Genomic DNA, 12,997 nt, shown 5'->3' with positions numbered 1-12,997 from the left:
TCATTCGCTCGTTTTTAGTACCGTTTTCGCCAAAAGCACGTGGGCTAAATTTTGTGTGACAGTATCAACATAGCTTGTAAAGCCCATGTAGCTACTGTTTGTCTCCGCTAAATTAGCAGGTCCAGAAAAGCTAAGTACGCCCCAGTTTTTACCGCCCACCGTTATAGGAAAGTGGGTGTTTATCATGCCCTCTATAAATATATGGGAGTTGTGCTTTTCAACAGGGTAAGTGTCTGCACTGAAGCTTAAAGGCGGGTCCATGCTTCCTAGATTAATTGTTTCGGATTCTGTATAAGCGCGTGTGGCTACAAGTTGAGTTTCGTTATTGGCTCCTAGTTTTGTTCTACACAGCAGCCCAGCTTGCATAAAATCTCTAAATACGGGGTAAATACTCATTAATTCATCTAGGTTGCTGTCAATTATCTGCTTAGTCCATTCGTAGTTGTTGGTTATTAAAGCTTTAGCGTAATTGGGGTTCGCGAAGATGTTTTTTTCTGTGCACGTTACCATGTAGTCGTTTAATGTGGCGTCTTTATTCTCGTTGGGCAGTATCAAGCGTGCCGGTACTTGCTCTTCACGCTGAACCTCTTCCTGTTGCTGAATATTCTTTATTACAGCAAGTGCTTTATGCGCAATTAAATGCAAGTTTTGATCAACGGCTATGATGTTTGGCGCGTAAATAGGTGTGATAGATGTGGCGTCAAAACCAACCACATCTATTTTGCGGTTGCTCTTGTTTATCTTTTCATAAAACCCTATAGCGGTAAGCCCAGCCCCACAAATAACCGCCGTGGAGGTGTCGCCGCGTTTGAGGAATGCTTTGGCTGCATTCAGCCCTCCGCGGTATAGGGAATTATCTACTGGGTAAAAAGTGTCTAAGTCGCTATTGCTGTCCTTGTCTTGATCGCATAATTTACCAAAATACTCAAAGCGTTTACGCAAATCGTATTGACTAAAATCACCAACATAAGCAATTTGATTGTGACCAAGTTCTTTTAAATAGTTATAGGCTAGGGCTACAGCCTGTTCGTTGTCACACCCTACCACTGGAATTTCCAGCGGGTAGTAGTCATAGGCTATGGATACAACAGGAATACCCATTGTAAGAATCCGGTCTGCTAAGGCGGGTGATATAGCATTTTTGAGTATTATTACGCCGGTAAAATGTGATACTCCAAGGGGGATATCAAAAGTGGCTAGGCTATCTGTGCGAATCGCTGTGAACTTGTAGTGGTTGATTGAGCATAGCTGTCGAATTTGATCGACAATTTCGCCAAGGTAAAAACCTTGCAGGTAGGGTGAAAATACGGCGATGTGCTGATTATCTGGTTGGGAGGCACTTGTCATAATAGAGAATTACCGCGCTAACGTATAAAAGTAGGTACATTACTTAGTAAGCTTAGCAGGCGAGCATAAAAAGGGGGCTTAAAGCCAATTTTTTAGTGAGAAGGGCCAAGATGTTTAGCTCTGTGCACAATCATGTGGCACCAAGGGTAGCGGCCTTTAAATTACCATTTGAATTGACAGAAAATAGTCTATGCTTAAGTCAAATGGGATTGTCGAGCGGGTTTGCCCTAAACGGCAAGAGATAACATGTTTATTTTCAAGAGAGATCAGTATGCCTATTAGTTCTTCTGTTTCTAGTGACGGTGGTACCCTAACTATTACTGTAAACGGTCGTTTTGATGCGACCCTTCTCGACGAGTTTCGACGTAGCTACGAGGATATAGCAGGTCCAGCTGTCAAAAATTACACTGTAGATCTGGGTAAAACCGAGCATTTAGATAGCTCTGCGCTGGGTATGCTGTTAGTGCTGCGCGATTATGCCGGTGGAGATAAAGCTGCAATTACAATTACTAATTGTTCGCCAGAGGTTAAGAAAATATTTTCTATCTCTAGTTTTGAGCAGCTATTTAAAATTCAGTAAGGCGCAGCTTATGCGTTTTTGCATAATCGAGAGTAGTTTAATCGAGCCAATCACCACAAGTTGCAGGAATGTTCCCTCGTGGATGTAGAACAGCACGCACTAAAGGTTTTAATAGCTGAAGACTCGGCGCCAGATAGGCTTATTCTGGCAACTATAGTTTCTAATGCTGGCCACATAGCCATACCCGTTACAGACGGTGTAGAAGCAGTAACAGCGTTTAAAGCCGAAAGGCCAGATATTATTTTAATGGATGTGCTCATGCCCAATATGGGGGGCGTAGAGGCAGCCAAGAAAATTCGAGAAATAGCTCGCGACGAATTAGTGCCCATCTTATTTCTAACTTCTCTCTCAGATACAGATTCGCTCGTGGAATGTTTGGAAGCCGGCGGGGATGACTTTGTATCCAAGCCTTATAATCGCGTTGTACTTCAATCTAAAATTAAAGCGTTTGGCCGTATGCGAGAAATGCATACGACGGTGGCAAAACAGCGTGATGAAATTGAACGTCACCACAATCATTTAATTCAAGAGCAGCGAGTAGCCAAACAAGTATTCGACAAAATTGCCCATTCTGGGTGTTTAGATTTAAGCAATATTCGTTACTCCATGTCCCCATTGGCGGTATTTAATGGCGATGTATTAGTTGCCGAAGTGAGCCCCAGTGGCAATATGATTATCTTGCTGGGTGACTTTACGGGCCACGGTTTACCTGCTGCGGTGGGGTCTATCCCTTTAGCTACCACCTTCTATGGCATGGTAAGAAAGGGGTTTGCGTTACCCGATATTTTGCGAGAAATAAATCATAAATTACACGAAATATTGCCCGTGGGCTTTTTCTGTTGTGCAACCTGCATAGAGCTAAACTTTGCCGAGCAAACAATGTTTACTTGGACTGGTGGATTGCCGCCGAGTTATTTATATCGTTATAAAACTGACAGTTACGATATTATCAACTCATCTAATCTACCTTTAGGTGTTTTGGCTAGCAGCACTTTTAAGGCCGAACCCACCCGTATTGAATTGGATATAGGCGACAGATTGTATATGTGGTCAGATGGTGTTTTCGAATCTCGAAACGCCGAAGGCGATATGTTTGGCGAAGATCGTTTACATGATTTAATGCAAGAATTGCGCGGCAAGAATACGCTTTTTGATACTATTTTAGGCCGCGTACATCAACATATAGGAGCTAACGATAAAGACGATGATATATCTCTTGTTGAGATAATTATCCAAAATATCGAAGTGGTTCCCGAAAATACCGATGCAATTTTATCGCAATCGGGTATGCAAGATTGGAGTATGGACCTTACTTTAAGTGAGTCTAGCCTTAAAGAGTTCGACCCGCTTCCTTTGCTTATTAACATCGTTACGCAAGTGCCCGGCCTGCAAAAGAACAGTACTTTTTTATACACCATGCTTGCAGAGTTATACGCCAACGCACTTGAGCATGGCGTTCTTGCCTTAAAATCGGCAGATAAGCACGACCCAAGAGGGTTTACTCAGTTTTACCAAGAGCGAAAAGAACGTTTAGCCGCGTTAGAGCATGGTAGTGTGAAGTTTGAGTTTAAACATGAGGCTAGTGAGGATGGCGGTTTGTTGATTGTGGTGGTTAAGGATTCTGGCGAAGGGTTCGATGTTGAAGCGCGCGAGCAAAGAAAACGTGAAGAAGCCAAAACCCGCGATTCCAAAACTGTCTACCATGGTAGAGGGCTTACGCTGCTTAGCTCCATAAGCGAAAAACTTATTATCCACCCACCGGGCAACCATATCGAAGTCCACTTCCGCTGGAAAGCAACGGTATAAGTACTATGAGTGAAAATCAATTAGATCCAGAAATGATCGTTAGTTTAAAAGATATTTTAGGAGACAATTTTAATAGTTTGATTGGTCAATTCGAAGAAGATGGCCAGCGCCGCGTAGATGCCCTTGGGCCAGCTGTGCGTGAGCGCGATTACGATACGATAAATAAGCAGGCGCACGGGCTAAAAGGCAGCGCCCGTAATTTGGGTGCCAACCTGTTGGCAGAGCATTGCGACGTATTAGAGGTAGCAGGTAAAGCACAGCAAGATGCGAACTTAGAGCAAACTCTTGCCGCTATACAGCAAGCATTTGCCGCTGCCGTTGCCGAGTTGGAATCCCACCGCACTTAATCATATTGGTTTTTTATTTTGCCCTTTACAAAAAGGGCAAAAATCCCACCTTTTAAGCGCTTTTCGCGCATATTTTTAAATTTTTGTTTTGTTTATATTACCCTTATTGCTGGCATATACCTTGCTCTAAATATTAAAAGAATTGTGGTCTCTAGCAGTAAATAGCTAGAAGGCCCCTAACCGAATGCGAGTGCGGCACTAGCCCTTTTACTGACCGCCTTCACGATGCGCCTTCACGATGCAAGGGTAAGCTATGGTAATGCAAACAACGGATACGCTATTAAAGTTGGACTCTACACAGGCCAATACTTTTGGTAATCGCGATAGAGGTGTAGCTAACAATAACGCTAAAGACTCGTTTAAAAATGCCTTTGAAAATGAGCGCTCAAGTAGCGCTAAAATAGATAAAAAAGAGCACACTCCTCAAGCTGCGAATAAATCAAATGATGATAAGCAGCATGCACAAACGGCGGCAGCCGAGGCTTCAAGTCAGCAAAACAAAGCGCAACGCAGTAGCGATGCAAGCGAGCAGGGGGAAGGAAGTGATTCGGGTGCCGTTAACTCAACCCAACCATCGAATTCATCTGCCGAGCCTGATGATCGGAAGCAAGGTGATGCAGGATCAAATAGCTGGCAAGTAAAAGCCGACCCCGAAAGCGCTACTCAAGAAGAGGCAAAATCATTTTTTTCGATCACACAAGCTGATGAAGCAGCGGTAGAAGGGGTGCTAGCTGCTTTCGGGTTAGGGCTTATAGACGTTACTCAAACTACTGATACTGGCATAAGTATGCCGTTAGACGTATCAGCTTCCGACGCTTTAACCTTTGGCTCGGTTGAAGAAGGAGCCATGCCATTAGCGTCGACACCTGCTCAGTCCATTGTAAGCAGCTCGGGGCTAACAACGGTATCTGGTTTGGCAAGTTCGATAAAAAGCGGTGTAGCTAATGGTCAGCAAGACGAAACCGCTAGCACTTTTAATAATCGCCCAATCTCGGCATTTATTGCTCGCGAACAAGGTGCGCAACCTCTAGCGCAAGGTGTGGGGCAAAATGGCAGTGCTAGTTTGAACCCCGCAGAGCTGCAACTTAACCTGAGGCAAAGCAGCGCGGAACCGTTTAAGCAATCTAGCTTAAGCTTTGCTGAAAGTTTAGTGGCTCCCTCAGCTAAAACAGCAGGGGAGTCACCACTTACAGCCATTAGCAATGTCTCCGAGCACGGCTCAATGTTGTCTTCACCTAACAGTGCATCTGCTAGTCAGGCAAGGTTGGTAATGCCCGCAACGATATCGTTTGGGCAGCCGCAGTGGGCTGGTATGGTTGCTGAGCGCGCGGCGTCTATGGCGTTGCAAAATATACAGTTTGCCGAGCTACAGCTCGACCCGGCCGATTTGGGCCCTGTACATATTAAGGTAACAACCCATCAAGATCAGGCAACAGTTGTGTTTACCTCGTCGAATCAGCAGGTTCGTGAAGCGCTAGATCAATCGCTTGCCAAACTGCGAGATATGATGGCAGAAGAGGGGATGGACCTTGTGGATGCTAGTGTGTCAGATCACAGTGCTTACGATCAGCAAGATTCCAACTCGTCGGATGATGAGCGTACAGAGAAGCCCGCGTTAACCGAAGCTGAAAAGCAGGATCGCGAAGCGCAACAACAGGATCAAGCCACCACCAATATTACTGCAACTTATGGCGTAGATTCCTACGCTTAAAATTCGCTATCGATAAGGCGATTTAGCCCCACTTCAATTTTGTGCGTAACCTATTTACGCACAAACTTTCCTATTCGACTAAAAAAACTCTCTAACTGCGACTACAGTAATAAGGCACACATTGCTTTTTGTAGCCTAGAGCTGGGCGCTTGGGTATGTGGTGCGCTTAAAACCAGAGAAGAGTAATAAATTGTCAGATGTCTGGCATAGCTCTTGCTCTAACTGATAGTAAACCTCTTAGTGACGGAACTTTGACATGGCGGAAGAGAAAGATGCCGAGAAAGATGAAAAAGATGGCGCTGAAGAAGGGGCTAAAAAAGGTGGCGGGTTAAAACGAATCATTATTTTGGCGGTAGTTTGTCTAGTAATAGTAGGTATTTCTGTAGGTGGTACTTTAACCGTATTAAAAATGACTCAGCCGCCCGCTGCACCAGCAGAGGGTGAAGAGGGTGCGGCGGAGCCAGTTGAAGAAGTTAAAAAAGATGCGATTTATTTTCCAATTAAGCCAGAAATAATCGTCAACTACACGGCACGTGGCCGGCAGCGCTACTTAAGAACAGACATAACTCTGCTTATTAGAGATGTTGATGTGATAGCGGCAATCGAAACACATATGCCAATGATAAGAAACACCCTAAATATGATTATTGGCGGGCAGGTTTATCAAGAAATTCAAACGGCGGAAGGCAAGGAGTTAATGCGACAGCAATGTTTGCAGGCGCTTCGTAAAAACCTGGAAGCTGAAATAGGTAAACCTGGCATCGAAGAAGTGTTATTTACCAGTTTTGTTATGCAATAGCGGAGCATAAAACGTGCAAGATTTATTATCACAAGACGAGATCGACGCCTTATTACACGGCGTAGATGATGGTGATATAGAAACGGAGGGCGACTTAGACCCTACCGGTGTTAGGGCGTATGACTTAACCAGTCAAGACCGTATAGTACGCGGGCGCATGCCTACCTTAGAAATGATCAACGAGCGTTTTGCACGTTACACCCGTATTAGTATGTTTAACCTACTGCGCCGTACAGCAGATGTATCTGTGGGTGGTATTCAAATTCAAAAATTTGGCGAATACGTCCACACGTTATACGTTCCCACCAGTTTGAATATGGTTAAGTTTCGCCCGTTGCGCGGTACAGCACTTATTATTTTGGATGCAAAACTAGTTTTTAAGTTGGTGGATAATTTTTTTGGCGGTGATGGCAGGCACGCAAAAATTGAAGGTAGGGAATTTACACCCACCGAGCTGCGCGTAGTACAAATGGTGCTTGAACAAGTATTTATTGACTTAAAAGAAGCGTGGAAAGCCGTCAAAGCCATTGATTTTGAATATATCAACTCAGAAGTTAACCCTTCTATGGCGAACATTGTTAGCCCAAGCGAAGTGGTTGTGGTTAGCACTTTCCATGTGGAGTTAGACGGTGGTGGTGGTGAATTACATATCACCATGCCTTACTCCATGGTAGAGCCAATTCGCGAAGTGTTAGACGCAGGTTTGCAATCCGATACGGATGAGCGCGACGACCGCTGGGTAAGAGCGTTGCAAGAAGATGTGATGGAAGCAAGAGTAGATCTAGAAGCAGACTTGGTGCGCCGTGAAGTAACCCTGCGAGATATTGTTGACCTTCGTGAAGGCGACATTATTCCAATCACCATGCCGGAATACAACATACTTACGGCCAACGGTGTACCCATGTTCAAAACACAATTAGGGCAGTTGAACGACAATTTGGCAATGCGCATTTTAGGTTTTGTCGATCGTTCAAATGTGCACGTAGTAAATGATGAAGGAGAAGCTCGTGAGTGATGAAGACGAGAATGTAGACCAAGATAGTATGGCGGACGAATGGGCCGCCGCCATGGAGCAGCAAGAAACTGAAGACGGTGCTGCACAGTCTATTGATCTTGATGAGTTTCAACCAGTAACGGGTGCGCCTACAAATAACAATCCAGATTTAGACGTTATTTTAGATATCCCTGTTTCCATATCCATGGAGGTGGGTAGAACATCAATTACTATTCGCAACTTACTTCAGCTTAACCAAGGCTCTGTTATCGAGCTAGACAGGCTGGCCGGTGAGCCATTGGATGTGCTCGTAAATGGCACGCTTATCGCGCACGGCGAGGTGGTTGTAGTGAACGAAAAATTTGGTATACGCATGACGGATGTAATTAGCCCGTCCGAGCGAATTAAAAAACTGCGTTAATGCCATTTTAAATATGTCGCAACTTAATTCGTAAATGGAATGTGGTAGTTGGATTTTGGTGATTTTAGCTTGGTAGTTCTAACTAGCTAATTCGAGATGGGTGATCAGGGACATACAAATGAATAATAAATGCAAATTACATTGCTTATTACCAACCGTATTCATATTGCTTGTTAGTCAAACCGCCCTTGCAGAACAAGCAGCCGAGCCTGCAATGGGCGACCCTGCGGCAGTTGTAAGTAAAGTAGTTATGGGCCTTGTTGTGGTAACCGCACTAATATTTGCTTTGGGGTGGGGTGTAAAGCGGCTAGGGCTTGCTGGGTTAAACGGCCAGAAAAATATGCGTGTAATTAGCAGTTTGGCAGTGGGTGGCCGTGAGCGTGTAGTGCTTATTGATGTGGCAGGTGAAAAAATACTACTTGGTATTGCTCCTGGCCGAGTCAACTATTTACAAACTATACACGCCGACTTTGATGACGTGCCAACGCAATCACCAACTGCGGTTAGTTCGCCTGTAAATACGAATAAAACAGCCGTGCAAAGTGAGAATGATTTTTCGGCATATTTAAAAAACATTCTCACACCGGGGAATAAATAATATGCCGAATAGCACCGTCAAAAAATTTACTCGCATTTTGGCTGTTATATGCACAGTTATGTGCATGCTATTTGTTGCAAATACTTATGCACAAGTGCAACCCAACTTGCAAGCATCGCAATCTACTAGTGCCAATCAGCAAAATGGAAACGGCTTTGCCCCAATAAGTGGGTTGCCGGCCATGAAAGTAACCACCCAGCCAGACGGAAGCCAAGAGTACAGCATTACTCTTCAAATTCTGTTTTTAATGACGGCACTAACATTCTTGCCGGCAATTTTAATCATGATGACTGCCTTCACTCGCATTATTATTGTATTTTCAATATTGCGCCAAGCGCTGGGCTTGCAACAATCGCCATCTAACCAAATATTAATTGGTTTAACGCTGTTTCTTACCTTTTTTATTATGACCCCAGTAATAGAAAAGGTTAACCAAAATGCGCTACAGCCCTATATTGCAGAGCAAATAACGGCACAGCAAGCTTTGGAAGAAACTAAGAAGCCTGTGCGCAAGTTTATGCTAGCCAATACGCGCGAGTCAGATTTAGAGCTGTTTTTTAGGATTGCTAGCTTAGAGCCAGTCGCAACGCCAGAAGAAATTCCGTTTAGTGTGCTGGTGCCTTCATTTATTACTTCGGAATTAAAAACAGCTTTTCAAATTGGTTTTATTCTTTTTATACCGTTTTTAGTTATAGATATAGTTGTAGCGAGTGTACTTATGGCGATGGGTATGATGATGTTGTCGCCCCTAATTATTTCATTACCGTTCAAAATAATGTTGTTCGTTCTCGTTGATGGCTGGGCGCTAATTATTGGTACCTTGGCTGCCAGTTTTGGTGTGTGACGACTTTGTTGTTTGAATATGCTGGCTTAGGCTAAATTCACCGCCAAGCGATTAAAGCCCAGGCTACCACTTTGTACTAATGTAGGAGTACATTTCATGACCCCAGAAATTGCATTGTCGTTATTTGGCGAAGCGTTTTACCTCACCATGTTAATGGTGGCGGTAATAGTGGGGCCAAGCTTGCTGGTAGGCTTAGTGGTAAGTACATTTCAAGCCGCCACTCAAATTAACGAGCAAACCTTAAGCTTTTTACCCCGTTTAATGATGACAATAGCCACTATTATGGTTACTGGCCCGTGGTTGCTGGGTAGCATTTCAGATTTATTCACATCGCTGGTTATGCGTATACCCGAGTTGATTGGTTAGCGCGTATGATGCCACTGCTTTTTACCGAGCAAGACTTAGGCTTGCTTTTACAGCAGTATTTTTTACCTTTTTGCCGTATTGGCGCTATGTTTTTGGCTATGCCTATTCTGGGGTCGCAGTTGGTATCGCCACGTGTGCGCCTAGGTTTAGCCTTTATTGTTACCCTTATGGTTGTGCCCATGCTGGGTAGTATTCCCAAAGTTAGCGGGCTATCTGTTCAAACATTTATTTATATTTCACAAGAGATTTTATTGGGGTTAGCTGCAGGCTACTGTTTTCAGGTGGCGTTTCAGGTGTTTGTATTGGCGGGCCAGCTTATAGCAATGAAAATGGGCCTGGGCTTTGCCTCTATGAACGACCCCGTAAACGGCGTGCAAACCACGGCCATTTCGCAGTTTTATTTAATGCTTGTTACGTTAATGTTTGTATCTGTAAATGGGCATTTGGTAATGATCAATATGTTGGTAGAAAGCTTTGTTACTTTCCCGCCTGGCGGCTTTATTTTTTCAACCAACACTATGTGGAAAATTGCCAATGTAGGCACTTGGCTATTCGCAGCAGGCTTGCTAATGGCGTTGCCGGTTTTAACTGCCTTGCTGTTTATAAATATTGCTTTCGGCATAATGAGCCGAGCAGCGCCACAGCTAAATATATTTGCTATTGGTTTTCCATTCACCTTGTTGTGCGGTTTGTTAATGATATGGCTGGGGCTGGTTACTTTCGATTCTAATTTTGAAAGCGTTATGGATGACGGTTTTATTCTTTTACACCAAGTTCTGCATCAGAAATAATAGGAGGTGTGATTAAATGGCCGAGGAAGACAGCGCCCAGGAAAAGACGGAGGAACCCACGGCCAAGCGTCAAGAAAAGGCGCGTGAAGACGGACAAATTCCCCGATCTAAAGAATTAACCACCTCGGCAGTGCTTATAGTTGGTTGCGTTGGCCTGTATATGTTTGGTGGCCAAATTGCACAGGGCTTGGCAGATATCCTTAAATTCAATTTCACTATCGAACGCGAAGCTATTTTCGACCCCAATGCAATGTTGGGGCATTTAGGCAGTTCATTTTATTTAGGGCTAAAGGTACTTATTCCGCTTTTTGCTGTTTTGTTGGTGGCCGCCATTGCAGGGCCTATTGCTTTAGGTGGCTGGCTGTTTAGCACTAAGAGTTTAGCCCCCAAGTTAAATAGAATGGACCCAGTCGCCGGCTTAAAGCGCATGTTTTCTGTTAAATCGCTGGTCGAGCTTGTAAAAGCAATTGGCAAAGTAGGTGTAGTGGTGGCCTTTGCGTTTGTATTGCTTAATTACATGAAAGAAGACTTATTAGGCTTGGGCTTCGAAGGTGTAGAGCGGGGCATGGCACATTCCGTTTACCTAAGTATTATTGCCGCTATTATTATTTCTGTTTCTACATTGGTTATTGCTGCTGTTGATATCCCATTCCAAATTTGGGATAACGTCAAAAAGTTACGCATGACGCGTCAAGAAATAAAAGACGAGATGAAAGATTCAGAAGGCAAGCCCGAAGTAAAAGGGCGTATTCGTCAGTTGCAATATGAAATGGCGCAGAATCGCATGATGGCCGCCGTACCTGAAGCCGATGTGGTTATTACCAACCCAACCCATTACTCTGTAGCGCTTAAATACGACCCCAACTCAATGGAAACACCTATATTGTTGGCCAAGGGCGTAGATCATATGGCAATGAAGATACGTGAAATTGCTAAGGCTAATAAAATTGAGTTTATTCAGTCGCCCTTGTTGGCGCGGGCCATCTATCACACGACTGAAGTAGATGAAGAAATTCCCTCTGGTTTATACGTTGCCGTAGCGCAGGTATTGGCTTATGTGTTTCAAATTAGGGAATACAGACGCGGTCGTGGCGAGCGCCCCACATACCCGCGCAACCCTCCTGTACCGAAGGATATGCGCTATTAAGCTGTTTTAGCAGTCAAAACTGTGCTTGCCTAGAGGTATTAAGTTGGGCTTCATTAACGTACTGCTCTATAAGTTTTACTTTATGGTTGTAGCGCGCTTGATTCTCAGGCATGTTGGCTGCAGTTGCTGCACCAATTAATGCTTTTTTTGTTCCTTCTAAATCGCCTTTGTAGTAATAGCTTTTAGAGAGTTCAACATAAAACTGCTCTTCTTCTGGTTTTATTTTTATAGCGTTTAAAGGGTGTTCTACAGCGCTGTCGTAATGTTTGGTTTCCATATCGGTTTGCGCTAATTGGGCGAGATAATACGGGTTTTTACGATTGTACTTAATTACGCGTTTGGCTAGCGCTTCGGCTTTTTTGTGTTGGTCAGTTTCGCGATACAACACATATAGGTTGTTGGCAAAAGTAGGGTTGCGTTTATTTAGTTTTTGCGCTTTTAAATACGCCTTTTCTGCCTGGTCTAATTTGCCTTGGTGTTTGTATATTACGCCAAGGTTAGACCATGCAAAATCTAGCTTTTTATCTTTGCTTACTGCCTTGGCGAGCAGTGTTTCGGCACGTTCTAAGTGGCCCGCGTCAAATGCTTCCATTCCCAGATTATTATAAAACTCGGCAAATACGCGCTTATCTGAAATTTTGCGTGATTTTTTTTGTGAGAGTGTTTCTAAGAAATAAGTGGAAATAAATTCAACCACAATGGTTTTGCTTGGGTGAGCAATACGTGCGTTGACATGGCCCGGTACTACGTAGTGGCCGTCGCGCTTTTCCCAGGTTTGCTCTATGTCTACCGACTGAAAGTACGCATCTAAACCTACATACCTCGCAGAGGCGACATATAGCGCTGCCAATGAAATGCAGTTACCGGTTCTTGCTTCAAATACGTCGTTGGCTATGCGAGTATCGTCAAATGCATAGCGAATATTGTAATAGTTGCTGCCGAACAGTATTTCATGCAAGCGAATGGTTTTTGCTTCAATGCGTTTAATAGGGCGTACGTTCAAATCTAAAATAGCCTTTAGCTCATCGCTAATTGCCATTATATCTTCGTCGTTTATTTCATTTAGGTAGGTGGAATTTTTAACGGTGTTTTGCGATTGCTCGGCTTCTGCGATAGGTTGGGTTAATACGCTGTTTTCGCTATAGCTATTAATGGATATTAAAAAGCCTATTCCACAAGCTAGTAGTGTGCTAACTAATTGATAAATACGCATAATCGTACCCTCTCAATGGGGTTAAGTCGCTAC

14 protein-coding genes are annotated in these 12,997 nt (G+C 43.9%); 12 read left to right on the top strand and 2 right to left on the bottom strand.

What is annotated here, in order from left to right; all coding sequences use genetic code 11:
• On the bottom strand, positions 1-1,347 hold the full coding sequence (locus tag SDE_RS11430; RefSeq protein ID WP_011468659.1) for a substrate-binding domain-containing protein: 1,347 nt from the start codon (positions 1,345-1,347) through the stop codon (positions 1-3).
• Positions 1,348-1,618: 271 nt separating this feature from the next.
• Between SDE_RS11430 and SDE_RS11425 the strand changes: the two genes are divergently transcribed.
• The 12 genes from SDE_RS11425 (at position 1,619) to flhB (ending at position 11,751) form a co-directional block, all read left to right on the top strand.
• Positions 1,619-1,927, top strand: a complete 309-nt coding sequence (locus SDE_RS11425; RefSeq protein WP_041324621.1) for an STAS domain-containing protein — start codon at positions 1,619-1,621, stop codon at positions 1,925-1,927.
• A gap of 78 nt (positions 1,928-2,005) precedes the next feature.
• Positions 2,006-3,733, top strand: a complete 1,728-nt coding sequence (locus SDE_RS11420; protein WP_011468657.1) for a SpoIIE family protein phosphatase — start codon at positions 2,006-2,008, stop codon at positions 3,731-3,733.
• 5 nt (positions 3,734-3,738) lie between these two features.
• A complete protein-coding gene (locus SDE_RS11415) occupies positions 3,739-4,080 on the top strand; it encodes an Hpt domain-containing protein (protein WP_011468656.1) in 342 nt (113 codons plus the stop codon).
• Positions 4,081-4,333: 253 nt separating this feature from the next.
• Entirely contained in the window at positions 4,334-5,791 is a 1,458-nt protein-coding gene (locus tag SDE_RS22645; protein ID WP_011468655.1) for a flagellar hook-length control protein FliK, read from the top strand.
• 256 nt (positions 5,792-6,047) lie between these two features.
• Complete coding sequence (locus tag SDE_RS11405) at positions 6,048-6,590, top strand: flagellar basal body-associated FliL family protein (protein WP_011468654.1); 543 nt, start codon at positions 6,048-6,050, stop codon at positions 6,588-6,590.
• Positions 6,591-6,603: 13 nt separating this feature from the next.
• Complete coding sequence (gene fliM, locus SDE_RS11400) at positions 6,604-7,605, top strand: flagellar motor switch protein FliM (protein ID WP_011468653.1); 1,002 nt, start codon at positions 6,604-6,606, stop codon at positions 7,603-7,605.
• Entirely contained in the window at positions 7,598-8,005 is a 408-nt protein-coding gene (gene fliN, locus SDE_RS11395) for a flagellar motor switch protein FliN (RefSeq protein WP_011468652.1), read from the top strand. Before fliM ends, fliN begins: the two co-directional genes overlap by 8 nt.
• Positions 8,006-8,123: 118 nt before the next feature.
• Positions 8,124-8,603: a flagellar biosynthetic protein FliO gene (gene fliO, locus SDE_RS11390; RefSeq protein ID WP_011468651.1), complete on the top strand. Its 480-nt coding sequence runs from the start codon at positions 8,124-8,126 to the stop codon at positions 8,601-8,603.
• A gap of 1 nt (position 8,604) precedes the next feature.
• Positions 8,605-9,447 (top strand): flagellar type III secretion system pore protein FliP, encoded by an 843-nt coding sequence (fliP, locus tag SDE_RS11385; protein ID WP_011468650.1) that lies wholly within the window; start codon positions 8,605-8,607, stop codon positions 9,445-9,447.
• Positions 9,448-9,543: 96 nt separating this feature from the next.
• Positions 9,544-9,813 carry a flagellar biosynthetic protein FliQ gene (locus SDE_RS11380; protein WP_011468649.1) on the top strand — a complete coding sequence of 90 codons (270 nt, stop codon included), beginning with the start codon at positions 9,544-9,546 and terminating at the stop codon, positions 9,811-9,813.
• Between the two features lie 5 nt (positions 9,814-9,818).
• Complete coding sequence (gene fliR / locus SDE_RS11375) at positions 9,819-10,604, top strand: flagellar biosynthetic protein FliR (RefSeq protein ID WP_011468648.1); 786 nt, start codon at positions 9,819-9,821, stop codon at positions 10,602-10,604.
• 16 nt (positions 10,605-10,620) lie between these two features.
• The gene (flhB, locus tag SDE_RS11370; RefSeq protein WP_011468647.1) at positions 10,621-11,751 is read left to right on the top strand and encodes a flagellar biosynthesis protein FlhB; all 1,131 of its coding nucleotides are present in this window, start codon (positions 10,621-10,623) and stop codon (positions 11,749-11,751) included.
• A gap of 13 nt (positions 11,752-11,764) precedes the next feature.
• Here the strand turns inward: flhB and SDE_RS11365 are convergent, their stop codons facing one another.
• Entirely contained in the window at positions 11,765-12,964 is a 1,200-nt protein-coding gene (locus tag SDE_RS11365; RefSeq protein WP_011468646.1) for a tetratricopeptide repeat protein, read from the bottom strand.
• Positions 12,965-12,997: the final 33 nt, after the last annotated feature.

Origin of the sequence: Saccharophagus degradans 2-40, from assembly GCF_000013665.1 — a bacterium.
GTDB lineage: Bacteria > Pseudomonadota > Gammaproteobacteria > Pseudomonadales > Cellvibrionaceae > Saccharophagus > Saccharophagus degradans.
This window is presented reverse-complemented; position numbering and strand designations above follow the sequence as displayed.